Annotated in this window: 14 protein-coding genes; 4 read left to right on the top strand and 10 right to left on the bottom strand. The window is 44.3% G+C overall.

What is annotated here, in order from left to right; all coding sequences use genetic code 11:
* Positions 1 to 326 precede the first annotated feature (326 nt).
* From argB to argC, 3 genes are read right to left on the bottom strand one after another with little or no spacing between them, the layout of a single operon-like run.
* Complete coding sequence (gene argB / locus DWW70_RS04085) at positions 327 to 1217, bottom strand: acetylglutamate kinase (protein WP_117548634.1); 891 nt, start codon at positions 1215 to 1217, stop codon at positions 327 to 329.
* Between the two features lie 43 nt (positions 1218 to 1260).
* Complete coding sequence (gene argJ, locus DWW70_RS04090; RefSeq protein ID WP_118649261.1) at positions 1261 to 2487, bottom strand: bifunctional ornithine acetyltransferase/N-acetylglutamate synthase; 1227 nt, start codon at positions 2485 to 2487, stop codon at positions 1261 to 1263.
* 55 nt (positions 2488 to 2542) lie between these two features.
* On the bottom strand, positions 2543 to 3583 hold the full coding sequence (gene argC, locus DWW70_RS04095) for an N-acetyl-gamma-glutamyl-phosphate reductase (RefSeq protein WP_118649262.1): 1041 nt from the start codon (positions 3581 to 3583) through the stop codon (positions 2543 to 2545).
* A 483-nt stretch (positions 3584 to 4066) separates the two neighbouring features.
* Between argC and DWW70_RS04100 the strand changes: the two genes are divergently transcribed.
* Positions 4067 to 5305 carry an argininosuccinate synthase gene (locus tag DWW70_RS04100; RefSeq protein WP_004848633.1) on the top strand — a complete coding sequence of 413 codons (1239 nt, stop codon included), beginning with the start codon at positions 4067 to 4069 and terminating at the stop codon, positions 5303 to 5305.
* 325 nt (positions 5306 to 5630) lie between these two features.
* Here DWW70_RS04100 and DWW70_RS04105 read toward each other — a convergent pair whose 3' ends face one another.
* The 5 genes from DWW70_RS04105 to DWW70_RS04125 form a co-directional block, all read right to left on the bottom strand.
* Positions 5631 to 6533 (bottom strand): NAD-dependent epimerase/dehydratase family protein, encoded by a 903-nt coding sequence (locus DWW70_RS04105; RefSeq protein WP_118016716.1) that lies wholly within the window; start codon positions 6531 to 6533, stop codon positions 5631 to 5633.
* 31 nt (positions 6534 to 6564) lie between these two features.
* Positions 6565 to 8379, bottom strand: a complete 1815-nt coding sequence (locus tag DWW70_RS04110) for an alpha-amylase family glycosyl hydrolase (protein ID WP_158576508.1) — start codon at positions 8377 to 8379, stop codon at positions 6565 to 6567.
* A gap of 72 nt (positions 8380 to 8451) precedes the next feature.
* Positions 8452 to 9612 (bottom strand): ABC transporter permease, encoded by a 1161-nt coding sequence (locus tag DWW70_RS04115; RefSeq protein ID WP_118649264.1) that lies wholly within the window; start codon positions 9610 to 9612, stop codon positions 8452 to 8454.
* Positions 9599 to 10762 (bottom strand): ABC transporter permease, encoded by a 1164-nt coding sequence (locus DWW70_RS04120; protein ID WP_118649265.1) that lies wholly within the window; start codon positions 10760 to 10762, stop codon positions 9599 to 9601. The genes DWW70_RS04115 and DWW70_RS04120 overlap by 14 nt, the downstream gene beginning before the upstream one ends.
* A gap of 84 nt (positions 10763 to 10846) precedes the next feature.
* Entirely contained in the window at positions 10847 to 11794 is a 948-nt protein-coding gene (locus DWW70_RS04125) for an ABC transporter ATP-binding protein (protein WP_118016720.1), read from the bottom strand.
* 302 nt (positions 11795 to 12096) lie between these two features.
* Here DWW70_RS04125 and DWW70_RS04130 point away from each other — a divergent pair, with 302 nt between their 5' ends.
* A complete protein-coding gene (locus DWW70_RS04130; RefSeq protein WP_118649266.1) occupies positions 12097 to 13254 on the top strand; it encodes a sensor histidine kinase in 1158 nt (385 codons plus the stop codon).
* Positions 13255 to 13307: 53 nt separating this feature from the next.
* Positions 13308 to 13961 carry a response regulator transcription factor gene (locus DWW70_RS04135; protein WP_118016722.1) on the top strand — a complete coding sequence of 218 codons (654 nt, stop codon included), beginning with the start codon at positions 13308 to 13310 and terminating at the stop codon, positions 13959 to 13961.
* Positions 13962 to 14076: 115 nt separating this feature from the next.
* On the opposite strand, the gene DWW70_RS04140 is transcribed toward DWW70_RS04135, so the two are convergent.
* Complete coding sequence (locus DWW70_RS04140; protein WP_015533206.1) at positions 14077 to 14691, bottom strand: SH3 domain-containing protein; 615 nt, start codon at positions 14689 to 14691, stop codon at positions 14077 to 14079.
* A 280-nt stretch (positions 14692 to 14971) separates the two neighbouring features.
* Here DWW70_RS04140 and DWW70_RS04145 point away from each other — a divergent pair, with 280 nt between their 5' ends.
* A complete protein-coding gene (locus tag DWW70_RS04145; protein WP_015533207.1) occupies positions 14972 to 15697 on the top strand; it encodes a pseudouridine synthase in 726 nt (241 codons plus the stop codon).
* 51 nt (positions 15698 to 15748) lie between these two features.
* Here the strand turns inward: DWW70_RS04145 and DWW70_RS04150 are convergent, their stop codons facing one another.
* Positions 15749 to 16861, bottom strand: a complete 1113-nt coding sequence (locus DWW70_RS04150) for an N-acetylmuramoyl-L-alanine amidase family protein (RefSeq protein ID WP_118649267.1) — start codon at positions 16859 to 16861, stop codon at positions 15749 to 15751.
* Positions 16862 to 16925 lie beyond the last annotated feature (64 nt).

Raw genomic sequence — 16925 nt, forward strand, 5'->3', positions numbered from 1 at the left:
TGCGACACCTCCTGTGTCAGCACAGAATTACACAGGTTTATTGTATCTAAACACCTCTGAATTTACAACAATATATTTCTATTTTATTTCATTTTTGTTACTTTTTTCACAAAAGAGCCCTTTTATCCCTTATTCATTGATACTTTTTACAATACATAAAAATGTAACATTTTTATAAACTCCCCGATTCAGATCAGACATAAAAAAACAGCATACATGACCGGTAATCTTCCATCCTTACAGATGGCTGTCCACCATGGTCATATATACTGTTTTATAATTTACTATTTTAATATTTGAAGCTTTGTTATATTCTGCCCTGCATCCTAGAATAAAGGCTCCTTGAGGATAGCTGTTCCGATACCCTTCTGGGTGAAGAACTCAAGAAGCAGGCAGTGCTGGAGACGTCCATCGAGGATATGCACTCTTGAAACTCCGTTCTCCATGGCTGAGATACAGTTGTTAAGCTTCGGAAGCATACCGCCGCCGACAACACCCTTCTCTATGATGTCCTTTGCCTCATGTATATCCATCTCTGAGATAAGTGTCGACTTGTCTGTTGGATCGATGAATACTCCCTCGATATCTGTGAGGAATACAAGCTTCTCAGCCTCAAGAGCTGTAGCGACTGCACATGCAGCGTCATCAGCGTTGATATTGTAATCCTCGTAATTCTCATCCACACCTATAGGTGCTATAACAGGGATGAAATCATCCTCGATGAGTGATGTGAGGATAGATGTGTCAACCTTTGTTATCTCTCCCACATAACCTATATCCTTGCCACCAGGGAACTTCTTCTTGACTGTGAACATACCGCCGTCCTTGCCGCTGATTCCGACTGCCTTAAGTCCGATCTTCTGCATGAGGCTTACGAGGCTCTTGTTGACCTTGCCGAGAACCATCTCTGCGATCTCCATAGTCTCTGCATCTGTCACACGGAGACCATTGATAAATTCTGCCTCCTTGCCAACCTTCTCAACCCACTTGCTGATCTCCTTACCGCCACCATGTACGATGACCGGTTTCATTCCAACGAGCTTTAACATGGCAACGTCCTTGATGACGTTGTACTTGAGGTTCTCGTCAAGCATAGCGCTTCCGCCATACTTTACTACCACTGTCTTACCCTGGAACTTCTTGATATACGGCATAGCCTCTATCAGCGTCTGTGCCTTCTCAATTACCTGATCTACTGTGTAATCACCTATAACCATTTCTCTGTCCTTCTTTCTTCTATTTCATATTATTGACTACAGTCTATTTTCTGTAATCCGCATTTATCTTGATGTAATCATATGTGAGATCGCAGCCCCACGCTGTGGCCATCTCATCCCCCATATTCATATGCGCCTTGAGCTTTATCTGCTTCTCTGAGAGTATGTGGCTTGCTTCCTTCTCATCGTAATCAGTTGTCACTCCATGCTTTACGATCTCAAGATGTCCTGCCACACTGGCTATCTCTATATCCACCCTGTATGGATCAAACTTCACGCCGCTCTGTCCCATGGCGCACACTATTCTGCCCCAGTTGGCATCAGCTCCGTACATGGCGCACTTTACAAGATTGGAGGCCACTATCGCCTTTGCCAGATGTCTTGCAGTATCCTTATCCGGCATGCCCGACACATCCACCTGAAACATCTTGGTAGCACCCTCGCCGTCCGAGGCTATCGCCCTGACAAATGCGCGGTTGATATATCTTATTGCCTCGACAAATGCAGGAAAGTCGTCATCGGTCTCCAGCAGTTCCTCGTTGCCCGCCATGCCATTTGCAAATATCATGACAGTGTCGTTGGTGGACATATCTCCGTCCACTGACACCATGTTGTATGTATCGACCACATCAGCCTTAAGCACCTTGTCAAGCAGCTCTGAACTGATATTCAGGTCTGTCGTGATAAAGCTGAGTACGGTTCCCAGGTTAGGATTGATCATTCCTGATCCCTTACACATACCTCCGATGGTAACATGCTGCCCCTTGATCTCTAAAGTTACGGCTATCTCCTTCTTATAGATATCAGTCGTCTTGATCGCCTCCGCGGCATCCACTCCGGCATCTATAGAATATGAAAGCTCCGGCACCAGCATATCTATACCGCTCTGTATGACATCCATCGGAAGTCTCATTCCTATGACTCCTGTAGAAGCCACCGCAACCGTGCTTGGATCTATGCCAAGGCTCTTACCTACATGCGCCGCCATGGCCTCCGCATCATGGATTCCCTGTTCTCCTGTACAGGTATTTGCCACACCGCTGTTTACAACCAGTGCCTGACACATTCCCACATTCTGGCAAAGCTGCCTGTCGTATATGACCGGTGCTGCCTGAACCATGTTCTGTGTAAATGCTCCTGCCACATGAGCCGGAACATCGCTCACCAAAAGTGCCATATCTTTTTTCAGTTTATTTCTTCTTATTCCAACGTGAAGTCCCGCTGCCCTAAAGCCCGCAGGGGCGGTCACGCCTCCCGGAATTATCTTCATCCTACCACCTTATTTCCAAGTGTCCATTTTGAGGCAAATGCTTCAAACCTGATGTTTATGGGAAAACAGGAGCCATGCGAAGGCCCTCAGCCTCGTCAAATCCAAACATGATGTTCATGTTCTGCACAGCCTGACCTGCAGCACCCTTTACAAGATTGTCAAGTGCACCCATGGCGATGACTCTGTTTGTTCTCTCATCTATCTTGAAGTTGACATCCACATAGTTACTTCCCTCAACCCATCTTGTCTCAGGACATACATCCTTGTCGAGGACTCTGATAAATCTCTCATTTGCATAGTACTTATCGTATGCAGCTCTCACTGTATCGTAGTCAACCTTCTTCTTGAGGTTGGCATATGCTGTCACAAGTATTCCTCTGTTCATAGGAACAAGATGTGGAGTGAAATTGATGACTATCGGACTGCCATTCGCATATCCAAGCTGCTCCTCTATCTCAGGGGTATGTCTGTGTGTTGTAACACCATAAGCCTTGATGCTCTCGTTGACCTCACAGTAGAGATTTGCGATCTTCGCGCCTCTTCCTGCACCTGATGTTCCAGACTTAGCATCAACGATGATGGAGTTGGCATCAACCAGACCTTCCTTAACCAGTGGGTAGAGTGAAAGGATCGAACAAGTTGTATAACATCCAGGATTTGCAAGAAGTCTGCACTTCTTTATATCCTCCCTGTTTATCTCACAGAGACCATACACAGCCTCGTCAATAAACTGTGGGCTCTTGTGCTCTATCTTGTACCACTTCTCATAAGTAGCAACATCCTTTATTCTAAAATCTGCACTGAGGTCTATGATCTTGACCTTGGACAGTATCTCCTCATTTACCAGTGATCCGCACAGTCCCTGTGGTGTGGCGGTAAATATTACATCTACCTGTGAGGCAAGCTCCTCCATGTTGTCATCCATACACTTTGCATCCACGATCTGGAACATGTTGCCGTATACCTGATAATACTTCTGATCTATAAAGCTTCTTGATCCATACCATACGATCTCCGCTTCCTTATGTCCAAGAAGGATTCTTACTATCTCCTGTCCTGCGTATCCTGTTGATCCGATAATTCCTACCTTAATCATAACTGCCTCCATAATTTATATGTACTTTTTCTATATCTGTATAAAGACATACTCTGTTTGATTGTATACCTGACAATGTATATCGTCAACATACACTATTTAATATGTAGAAATACACTCATTACCCTGAGCTTTTGTATCTCTGTTCCTCGTTTCCTCTGCGGAAACTTTTATAATTATACATTTACAACGTATAATATGCAATGGTTTTTTTGAATATTTGCATATTTGTCCAAAATATACGATTTATCAGCATTTTTGCCACCATTTTGCTCTGTATTTATGCATATTTTTCATGAATAATATACGGTGAACGAATGAATATTTTGAAAAATCACTTGCATAATATACATTTGCGTTGTATAGTTCATGTAGAAAATGTCATATAGAGAATCCCGCTTAGCCGGACAGAGCTCTTGTGATGTGCGTAGATGTATCTTTATTGCATCTGCTCTATATTTATAAATAGGAGGATTTATTAAAATGGCTAAAGAAAAAGTTGTACTGGCTTATTCAGGCGGTCTTGATACCACTGCCATCATCCCATGGTTAAAGGAGACATACGGATACGATGTTATCTGTGCATGTATAGATGTAGGTCAGGAGAGTGAGCTTGAGGGACTTGACGAGAGAGCAAAGTATTCAGGAGCTGAGAAGCTTTACATCATCGATGTTGTAGACGAGCTCTGCGATGAGTACATCATGCCAACAGTTCAGGCTGACGCTGTATATGAGAACAAGTACCTTCTCGGTACTTCATTTGCAAGACCTATCATTGCCAAGAAGCTCGTTGAGGTTGCACGTAAGGAAGGCGCTGTTGCCATCTGCCACGGAGCTACAGGTAAGGGTAACGACCAGCTTCGTTTTGAGCTTTCTATCAAGGCTCTTGCACCGGACATCAAGGTTATCGCTACATGGAGACAGCCTGAGTGGACAATGCAGTCACGTGAGGATGAGATCGCTTTCTGTAAGGCACACGGCATCGATCTTCCATTTGATGCAAAGCATTCTTACAGCCGTGACCGTAACATCTGGCACATCAGCCATGAGGGCCTTGAGCTTGAGAATCCTGCAAATGAGCCAAACTACGATGACCTTCTGGTTCTCTCAGTTACACCTGAGAAGGCACCTGATGAGCCTGAGTACATCGACCTTGACTTCGAGAAGGGCTACCCTGTAGCACTCAACGGCAAGAAGATGAAGACTTCTGATATCATCCGTGAGCTGAACAAGCTCGGCGGAAAGCACGGTATCGGTATCATCGATATCGTTGAGAACCGTGTTGTCGGCATGAAGTCACGTGGTGTATATGAGACACCTGGTGGAACTATCCTTACAGAGGCTCATAAGCAGCTTGAGGAGCTCACACTTGACCGTGATACCATGGAGTACAAGAAGCTTGTCGGAACAAAGTTCGCAGCACTTGTATATGAAGGAAAGTGGTTCTGCACTCTCCGCGAGAGCCTTTCAGCATTTGTTGCCAAGACTGAGGAGCGTGTAACTGGTCATGTAAAGATGAAGCTCTACAAGGGTAACATCATCAAGGCTGGTACTACATCAGATTATACTCTGTACTCAGAGAGCCTTGCTTCATTCACAACTGGCGACCTCTACGATCACAAGGATGCTTCAGGTTTCATCAACCTGTTCGGTCTTTCAATGAAGGTTCGTGCTATGATGGATCAGAAGCGCGAGGAGAAGGACAACGCCAACAATAAATAATTTATAGATTCTTTACAAAAGAAGCGTGTTGGAATAGTATATAGAAAAGGAAATGGGTTTTTACCACATTTTACTGTTGTGGGTTGCTCGTTTCCTTTTTTATTGATAGAATATCATACAGATATTTCTTACCATTTTCTGCATTCTCACTAATTTCATAAAAATCCCCAACATACCCTTTTAAATACCGGGCAACTCTTAATGTATTTATACACATCGTATATCTCGACGATATTTGAATGTATATCTATAAAAAAGATCCGGAGCCGAAGCTCCAGATCTCCCTAAATACATATCATTTACAATATCGCTGCACCAACGTACATTATTTTAAATTACAGTCTATATATTCCATATATGACTTTTTCCCAACTTCTGATTCATTTTCCACATACCACTCTGCGCATTCTTTCAATCCATCTTCCAATGATATTGTCTCCGGGTATATTTTGTTCTGCTGCTGCACATCGAGATAATATTCATAGCTATAAAAACTGAAATAATTTCTCTGTTCTATATCCTCACTGACATTTACAAACGCAGGGATCTTATCAAAGCAGGCGTAACACATCGTCACCCAGTCTTTTATAGTGACCTGCTCCACATTTCCCACATTCATGATATGAGTCTCCGGCTTTTCCTCTATTACTCTCTCCATCAGGATACAGAGATCCTTCACATGGAAGAACTGCAGCTTCATTCCACCATCTCCGGGCAGATAAAATGGTCTGTCCGCCCTGGCGCAGTCAAATACAAAAGCCTCCCTGTATACATTGTTCATAGGTCCATAAATATATGGTGGTCTGAGTATGTAAGCATCACTCACTCTGTCAAGTAATGCATCCTCCGCAGCAATCTTATCCGTACCATATGACCCCCAGTATCTGTTGAGTGCCCGTTCTGAATCTTCACGGAATGGCTGATCTCCATACTCTGGATACACTGCACTTGAGCTGATCATGATATACTGACCAAATGAACCAAGGCTGTCACATAAGTCTGTGATATCTTCCGCATTATATGCGGTTATGTCCGCCACAACATCAAAATAGATGTCTTTGAGTTTGTCTCCCAGGTCATGCCTGTCCGTTTCTATAAGTTTCACACCTGGAACCTGCGGTCTTGAATTTCTGTTCACCACATACACCTCATAGCCTTTGTCCACAAAATACTGCGCCGCATACCGGCTTACAAATACTGTACCACCCGTTATTAGTATTTTCTTCATGAAGAGCCTCCTTTAAATTGGAATTTTTTATCTACTCACCAAGTTCCAGCACCACGCTCTCATTTCCAGCTAATTTCACTGAACTAAGGTCTGACACACCTGTCTCACCAGAACTTGAATAAAGTACATTTGTAACTGTTATGTCTCCGCACTCAGCAAGTGATACCGTCTGATCGCCCTCTGCAAAGTTGTGCACCACTAGCAGTTTCTGTCCATCCGCCTCACGGAAGTACGCTATCACACTGTCGCTTGTGAGCGCTGCCGCTCTATAGTTTCCTTTCATAAGGGCAGGATTGTCTTTTCTAAGCGCTATCAGTGTCTTGTAATATGAATACATTGAATCCGGATCTTTCATCTGTTGGTCAAGTCCCTTTGTCTCTGCATTCTGATCGTCCTTTTCCCACGACGTATTATATGTACTGTCACCTCCCCAAAGAAAAGGCGTCCTTATCATCTCATCCGGCTTACTGCCGTACATTCCAAGCTCCTCGCCATAATATATATATGGATTGCCTGGAAGTGTCATATATACCGCTGCTATCTGTCTCGCCTTATCCAGACTGTTCACCGACGATGCTATCCTGTCCTGATCGTGATTTGCTCCAAATACTCCATTCAGATAGTTGACATCCACGCCGTCATATTTATTCTGTATATTCTCTATCGCCACGGAAAGAGAATCGCCAAATCCTGGCACCGCCATGCCTTTCTGTACGCAGTTCAGTATCTTCTGCTGAATTGCAAAATCAAACTTCGTGTCAAATGGCTGGACATAATTTTCCAGCACCTTGTCATCCTGCCATACCTCACCCACCAGGTATACATCAGGATTTATGCTCTCGCAGTAACCGGCAAATTCGTTCCACCAGGTGATGTTTGCCGCTTCAGAATCTTCCTGCTGCTTGAACTCATGCGCCCCATAGATATGAACTGCGGCGTCCATACGGAAACCATCAAGACCAAGCTCCAGCCAGTGACCGGCGGCATCCTTCGCAGCCTGTCTAACATCCGGATTGTTATAGTTCAGATCCGGCATATCCGCGCCGAACACACCATAATAATAGAAGTCTCCTTCCTGGTGCCACACCATATCTCCCCAGCTTGATTTGTCGAGGAGATGATTGCAGTCTTTCTTGTCGGTCTTGTACACCCACCTGTAATAATCTCTGTACTCGCTGTTCTCATCTGACTTTGCAGCCTGAAACCACGGATGATTGATACTGGTGTGATTGATGACCAGATCCATGATGACTTTCATGCCTCTGCTGTGTGCCTCATCAAGCAATCTTTTAAGATCATCCTCTGTTCCGTAATCGGGATTCACCGTCATGTAATCCGTCACCGAATACCCGTGATAAGTATCGGATGCAGTGATCGGCATGAGCCATATCCCGTCGATTCCAAGTTTCTGCAAATAGTCAAGTTTCTCCGTGATGCCATTCAGATCGCCTATACCATCGCCGTCTGAATCGACAAATGATCTGACAAATATCTCGTAATACACACCGCGATTACCCTCTTCGTCGGTCTTCTTACGAGTCTCTGCCGCAAACTCCGCCACGTCATACGAATCACTTGAGTATGTTCCCTCTACATAAGGCTCATCCTTGTCTTCCGTAGCTTTTTTTGACTCCTGTCCATCTCCTTCTGATGCTCCGGCATCTGTCTGATCGTTTGTCTGACCATCCGCCAAAGTCTCTGCTTCTGACGACGCAGCACCGTCCGCTCCGTCATCTGTTTTGCCGCACCCTGTACCGAATCCAAGTGTAAGGGCCAGCATAACCACTGCAAGTCTCTTCTGCAGTCTGAGTAAGTTGTTCTGTTTCAGCACTTTCTTTTTAAGCACTTTCTCGTTCCTCCTATACTCCCTCCAAAGAACATTATAACAGACCATGCCTCATAACTTCCAGTGTATTTTCTAAGCCATAGCCCTGCCGGCGGTCTTGTACCTGTCAACGATCACTCCAACAAGTATGAACAGAACGGCAAAAAGCACCTGAACTCCCATGCTCACAAATATACCGGACACCGAACTGCCTGATACAAAACTGTCGATGGCTTCCGTTGCATTTGCATACCAATATGCCGGAAGGAAATGTGCTATCGCCATCACAGTGTCACTTAAGAACTCTCTCGGCACAAATATCCCGCAGAGGAATGCCATTCCAAGCGATATTACGTTTGCACACATAGAAAGAATCTGTTCACTCTGGGTCAGCTTGCTAATTAGAAACGCCAGTGACAGTGCCACGCAGGCATACACCAGCATATTCAGTATGAACATTCCTCCCCTTGCCGATAAAACCTCATATTTTATCAGTATTTTCGACAGCACTATGAATATCACACACAGCGCACATCCAGTTGACATCATTCCCAGTACAAGTTCTCTGTTGAGTCTGAAGAATCTGTAGGATGAGCACTCTATACGCGCTCTGAGTTTCTTTCTGTTGTACACCTGCAGAACCGGAGCTATACCAACTATCATTATGCAGATCATGACCCAGCCGAGATAATTGTAGAAGTTATATAACATGGAATGTCCTGAGGTCTTTCCGTCTGCCATATCGACTTCCGCCTTCTGCTCAAGTGCCTCCCTCGCTCTCTTATCTGCATCGTTCACATCATCACCGGCTTTCTTGTACAGAGATACCATATTCATATAACTGTCAAGCCTTGTCTCAAACAGCATGGATGCCTGACTTCCGGGGATAGTCGTTATCTCAAGCAGACCATCCGCAGCATCATTTGCCCATGCATCACCAAAACCATCCGGTATCCTGATCACACAAGCCACCGTCCTGTTGTAGAGAGCATCCTGAATACCTCGTTTGTCTATATCAACGCCATCTACAAGCTGCTGCGTATCATTCAGGTAAGCCACCAATTTTCTGCTCATCTCACTGCCATCCTCATCGCTCACCGCATATTTGATCGTTTTATCCTTATAATAGTTCTGTGGATCCTTGTTTCCCAGATTGATGAACACTATCATAACTCCGCACAGGATTCCCACATACATAATCATCTCCCCAATATATTTTCTCAAAACCTTGAAAAAAGATCTAAACACTTGCATATCTGTTCCTCCTTACCATGAGAATCCCTACTGTTATGAGGACCACAGCCTCAATAGCCATTATGACGATATTCTCAGTGAAAACCTGGTGGTCACTGTAAACATTCAGCGCATAGAATGAATCCGATATCAGAGCCGCGGGATTGAGCTTATTTATAATCGGCACGTGCTGCTGTATCTCATACTTTATCCCGTTTATACACAGATCAGAAAGGATGGACATCACCATGGATATTCCGATCACAATACCTATCTTGGTTCCCTCAGCAAGCTTTGATATAGCCCCAACTATGACTCCAATCGCCAGACCGATAAAGCAGCCCACAAACAGAGTAAGCAGGATCTCCCATACTCTGTCGCCAAAATCCACTCCTATGCAGGACATGTATATAAAGCTTATGACCTCGACAACAAAATGTATAAGCAGCAGTGCAGCAAACTCTGCCAGAACAAATGTCATTTTTCTCTGTGGGGACACATTTTTTCTCTTTCCCGTAGCGCTCACATTTGCCTGAAGATTGTTCATCATTCCTATAGACGAAAGTGATGCAAACAGACAGCTCATGGCAAATATGGCATAGAAATAATTGTTATACACGTTCTGGCTGCCCTCGGTGCTGGCCTTCTCTGTATAATATGATCTCTGTTCTGAGAGCTTTTCCACAAGGTTCGACATATCATCCACACCGGAAGTCCCAGACATATACTGTTGGAGTCCGATGCCATCCTTATATATATCCATAAGTGCATGCTCGTACTGCTTGTACTCAGAAAGCACAGTCTCAAGTATGCTCGCATTGACAGAACTCTCCGCAACCGTGAGTTTCACATCATCCGTATATATGATGCCCTCGACTTCTTCCTCAGCCAGTGACTTTTCCGCATCGCTTTCGCTCATCCTTGTAACCGACAAAAGGGCATCATCGCCATCCGACAGCGCATCCAGCATATAGTTAAGTCCATTTGCCGATTCATCCTCAGTGACCACCGCCACCTTGATATTACTAAACATCTCATCCTGTTCATATATGTTGCCAAATGCCATGTACATGAAAGTGGCAAGCAGTATAGGAAATACCAGTGTCCAGAAAATAGACACCTTGGCACGCATCAATATCTTTATCGTATATAGGAAATCCCGTATAAACATATTTCTCTCCTTTTAATCCCGGTTCATCTGAAATATACAAATATTTGTTTCTTCAACAAATCCATAATCCAGCTTACATTCAGATCAGTCTCTAAGTTCCTTGCCTGTGATCTCCAGGAACACATCATTGAGTGTTGGGAGCTCCGTGACTACCCTGCCAAATGATATGTCGTGCTCCTTGAAAAATTCCATAAGCCTCACCAGATTGTGTCTTCCACCAGAATATCTAAGTGTCAGCATGCCTCCGTTATATTCGTCCTCATACACATGTGGCTGACTGTGAAGCTCCGACATCTGCTCGCCTGTAAGTCCAAGCACCTCAACCTTGATGGTCTCGGTATTCTTGATCATCTTCTTGAGCTCATCCTTTGTTCCGACTGCAACAGATTTACCTTTGTCCATGATGACTATCCTGTCGCAGATCTGCTCGACCTCCTCCATATAATGAGAGGTGTACACGATAGTCGCGCCTTCCTCATTCAGACGTTTTATCCCCTCAAGTATTCTGTTGCGGCTCTGTGGATCAACTGCCACTGTCGGTTCATCGAAAAATATAAGCTTTGGCTTATGCGCTATTCCGCAGGCAATATTCAGTCTTCGGAGAAGGCCTCCTGATAGCTTCTTTGGAAGGAATTTCCTGTAATCCGCAATATCCACGAAATCCATTGTCTCCTCAACACATTTGCGTCTCTTCTCTTTGTCCTTTATATAGAGGCCGCAGAAGTAATCAATATTCTCATATACAGTCAGTTCATCGAACACCGCCACATCCTGCATTACAACTCCGATCTCTCTCTTGATATCGTAGCTGTCGGGCTTCATCTCTTTGCCAAATACCTTTATATCGCCCTTGTCAAATGTGAGCAGGGACAGTATACAATTTATAGTTGTCGTTTTGCCAGAGCCGTTTGGTCCAAGGAGTCCAAGTATCTCCCCCGCCTTCACCGTCAAACTGAAATGATCCAGCGCCAGTAGATCTTTGTACCTCTTTACCAGATTGGTAACCTCTATTGCATTTTCTGAATTACTCATATATATCCTCCTGTTTTGATATCCTGTTTTTTGACCCTCATTATCTTATGAGTGTCGTTCATAACATGATAGTTTGCACTCATCAGCATGCTACATTCTTTATTACATGCTCTCATTATATACACCCTTGATCTGTTTTCACAGTGAACAACGTCATCTTCACAATGTGACATTTGTCATGTTTCTTTTTCCCTCATATTTATTTATAATAATTATTACACTAGGCTGCACACACTGTCTGGCACGGATATTCAGACAGCACGATATATACTACAGCATTTTCTACATTATGGAGAATATTTATGAAACACCTCATCAACAAAGGACTCCTGCTGGTCTCAGCATTTGTCATGATATATGCGCATAATACTGCCACGGACACCCGGATCATCATCGCACTGCTCCTGTCGCTCATTGCCGGTGCGGTCTATCCGGCACTTGCCGGGATCTCCGCAGTGAACAGAGCCACCACGAAGGGCGCCGAGAACCACAGCAGAATATATCCATACATATGCGAGGCACTGGTATGCGCGTATCTTGTATCCGCATTCTGGCTGCACCCAGTCTATATGTTCGTGTCCATAGTCAGCTACGACATGTACAGATACAGACAACGGCTGTCACCAGTCATACTTGTTCTGTTATCCATATACATGTGCGTCAACTATCCTCTGATGTCAGTTCTCCCGCAGATATGCCTCATCGCATTCTCATTTGCTATGAGCGTGTACTGCTGCCGGATAAATCTGCTGAGGGCGGAGCTTCTTGCCATGAGGGACAATACTGCAGAACACGACATGCTGGTTGCACAGAACACACGCCAGTTGCTGGAAAATCAGGACAACATGGTGCTCACCGCCACCCTGTCAGAGCGAAACAGGATTGCCCGGGAGATTCATGACAATGTCGGTCATATGCTCACCAGATCCATACTTCAGACCGGTGCCATCAAAGTTATCAACAAAGACGAGCGTCTTGAGAAGCCCCTGGCACAGCTGCAATCTACGCTGGATACCGCCATGGACAGCATGAGAAAAAGTGTCCACGATCTACACGATGAATCCATAGACCTGCGCACCGCTCTAGATGATGTGATCAACAACGTCAGCAACATGGACATCTACATGGATTACGACATGTCAGATAAGCTTCCAAGAGAGATCAAATACTCATTCATCAACATAGTAAAGGAAGCCATTAACAATACGCTGAAGCACAGCAACGGCGACCATATGGATATCCGCGTGCGGGAACACCCGGCATTTTATCAACTGTATATAACAGACAATGGACAGAACATCCGCTCCGGTCTATCCCCGGCACAAGGAAGCGCTTCTGGCGGGATGGGCTTAAATGGTATCCTGGAAAGAGTAAACAAACTTGGAGGCACAATGAAGATATCAACCGACGACGGATTTTCCATATTGATCAATATCATGAAAAGAGATTTTACAGACTGAATTCCAAACAGATATGCAAAATATCCTGATTATAAATAGGAGGAAACCGACAAATGAATGTAGTTATAATAGATGACGACCAACTGGTGGCACTGTCACTTCAGACCATACTCGAAGCCTGCGACGACATACAGGTATCCGCCACAGGAGGCAGTGGAGCTGATGCGATCAGACTGTACGAAGAATATCAACCGGATGTTCTACTCATGGACATCCGCATGGAGAACATAAATGGCCTTGAGGCTTCTGAGAATATCATGGTCTCTCACCCGGATGCCCGCATTCTTCTCCTGACAACATTTTCAGATGACGAATATATAATCAAAGCACTGAGTATCGGGGCAAAGGGATATATACTGAAGCAGAATTTTGAGAGCATCGCACCGGCAGTAAAAGCAGTATACAATGGACAGACTGTATTCGGGGATGAGATAGTTGGAAAGCTCCCTGATCTTATTGGACATATGGACACTACCTCATCAGATGTCCAGCCATCGCCATTTGCCGGAATGGAATACGAACTCAGTTCCAAGGAAATGAATATTATCAGACTTGTTGCAGATGGACTGAATAACAAAGAAATCGCATCAAGCCTGTATCTGAGCGAGGGTACAGTGAGAAACTATATCAGTTCCATCCTTGACAAGCTGCAGCTGAGAGACCGCACACAGCTGGCGTGCTTCTACTACAAAAAGCTAACCAATTGAGCAACAGTCAATACAACACTAAAAAAGCAAGCCGCACGCCATCCTTGAATGACATGCGGCTTGCTTTTTCTGTCTTACTGTGTTGTACCTGGGTGAGGGGTACTCATATACACTACTACTGAAGTGAGGCATCCACACTTACATATTCTGTTGAAATATATCCGATCGAGCCATCGTATAACTGAACTCCTATCCAGCTCTCATCCTGTGATACAACGTCGAACATCTCTCCACTGTTCACTGTAGCTATGATATCTGATTCTGATGACTGCTCTGTATGGACATACACACCATCATATATCACTGATGCTGTTACGCCCGGAAGCACCTCTGAAGGGGTCTCTTCTGTTGTCGCTTCCTCTGTTGTCACTGCCTCGGTAGACGCTGAAGTCACAGACTGTATACTACCTGATGCATTGCTGGCAACTCTGGCCGTATCGTTGGCCGATACTGAACTTCCTGCAGGCACCACTGCGTCGATGGCAAGCTGCACACTGCTGTCTGCCATCATCACTGCCTGACTCTTGTTGATAGTCACACTATCATTCGCATATAATTCATCCGCAAGCGGGTCAGCCTTCTCTCCAAAACTTATGACAGCAAATACACAAAGAGCCATTACAACCACAAGTGCTGTCATCAAAATGTTATGTCTTAAATATTTATAACTGAGAACATTCCTTCTCATGTGATCTACAAATCTTCCAAACTTACTGCGTGATCTAGTCATTAATTTTTCCTCTTTTACCCTTAATCCAAGCTATTTTCTATGTAGTATTTCGTAATCTAAATTTTACAAAGTTACCGCATTTGTTACATTTCTGTTAAATATAATACACTACACATGTGCATGTGTCAACTGATTCTGACAAAAAAATACCAATTTCTAGTGGTTTTACACAACTGTTTGTAACGACATGTTGTGTTTTGTAACATTTAACTTTTCTGCTGAAAAAAGCGCATTTTCGTGGTATCATATGACATCATACAGTCAACAAAAGGAGTACATTATGAGACTTGATAAATTTCTAGTTGAAATGGGGATCGGCAGCCGCAGTCAGGTAAAGCAGTATGTGAAAAAAGGCACTGTCACCGTCAATGGTGCCCCGGTTAAATCCTCAGATGTAAAGATAGATGAGAACAACGATACTATAAAATATAATGGCAGGATTCTGAATTATTCCAGATACAGATATTTCCTCCTGAACAAACCTGCGGGGTGTGTAAGCGCCACCAAAGATAACGTGCATCAGACCGTTATCGATCTGCTAAAAGGAGAAAATACAAAAGACCTGTCACCCGTGGGACGGCTGGATATAGACACAGAAGGACTTCTACTTCTGACAAATGACGGAGCACTGACCCACCATCTTCTGTCTCCTGCACACCACATTCCCAAGACATATTACGCAGAGATTGACGGATATGTAACAGATGATACCATAAACCTTTTCGCCACAGGTGTGGATATCGGAGATGAAAAACCTACACTGCCCGCAGATCTGCGCATATTATCTTCCGACAGCACCGCTGCCAGATCGGAGATCGAACTCATAATAACAGAGGGACGTTTTCACCAGGTCAAGCGAATGTTTGAGGCCGTTGGCATGAAAGTTACTTTTCTGCGAAGAATCGCAATGGGTGAGCTGAAGATAGACGAATCGCTTCCAACAGGTGCCTACAGAAGTCTCTCGGAAGAAGAGGTCAGTCTTCTCCGGTTCGATATGCCACAATAAAAATAGAGAACAGGAAATCCTGTTCTCTATTTTTATTTATGTTACTGACTTCTATTCTGTAATATATTTATCAAGGCCATCTGCTATTCCCTTGACGATCTTGTTCTGATAATCGTCTGTTACAAGAAGTGCCTCCTCAGATGCTGTAGTCATATAGCCAACTTCCACTATGGTTACCGGAACTGTACTCCAGTTTATTCCGCTCATGGTATCCGTCTCCCATATTCCATCGCTCTTAGCTCCTGTGGAAGCCAGAAGTCCTGATAAAACATCCGTGGCAAGACTCTTGCACTGATCATAGATAGCTGAATTATATGGATTAGATGATGTCTGACATACTGTCATCACACCTGTCGCATTACCGTCTGTCGATCCATTTGTATGGATCTTTATAACTGCATCTGCCTTAAGGTTGTTCGCATATTCTGCTCTCGTCGCATTACTTATATCAACATCATTCGATGTTCTGATCATCTTAACTGTATAGCCTCTGGATGTGAGCTCTGCCTCAAGCTTCTGTGCGATCTGAAGATTCAGCTCATATTCCTTTATTCCTGTTGATACACCTGTGTTGCCAACGGTTGCCTTTACTTTTGTCTCTGTAGCAGCAGGGCCTATCGGCTCGGTCTCTTCATTTGCATTCTGCTGATGTCCGGCATCTATAACTATCATCTTGCCCTCACCAACATTGGATGTAGTTCCCTGTTCTGTGGATGCATCCGATGAATTCTCTGTTGTCGCCTCTGTCGATGCATCAGACTTATCTCCTCCGCCTACGACCTCAAGGAGCTCTGAGAATATATAGTATTCCCCACCATCTATAGATACCTTGCTCCACTCATCGTTATAACCGATTCTGTCCAGCTCAACATCATTTGCAACTTCCTGATATATCTCTCCATCAGTTGATGGGCTCGTTCTGACATTCACATAGTCAAGAGTCTTTACTTTGTCATTACATATTGTAAAGCCATCCTTGTCCTTCTCCGGCTGTGCCTCAGTGGTTGCTTCCGTAGTCGCCACCGTCACTGCCTCTGTGGTCGCCTCTGTCTCCGTCGGATTGGCTGTGGTAGCATCGTCACCTTTGCTTCCGCATCCGGCAAATGCCAGCATGGAAGCAAGTCCAAAGCAGAGCACTGCATATTTTAAATGTTTCTTCTTCATGAGTATCCTCCGTAAGTGATTATTGAAGTTAAAAATACATCATCTTATTGTAACACAATCGTAA

The sequence above is a fragment of the Coprococcus sp. AF16-5 genome, assembly GCF_003479365.1.
Lineage (GTDB): Bacteria > Bacillota > Clostridia > Lachnospirales > Lachnospiraceae > Coprococcus > Coprococcus aceti.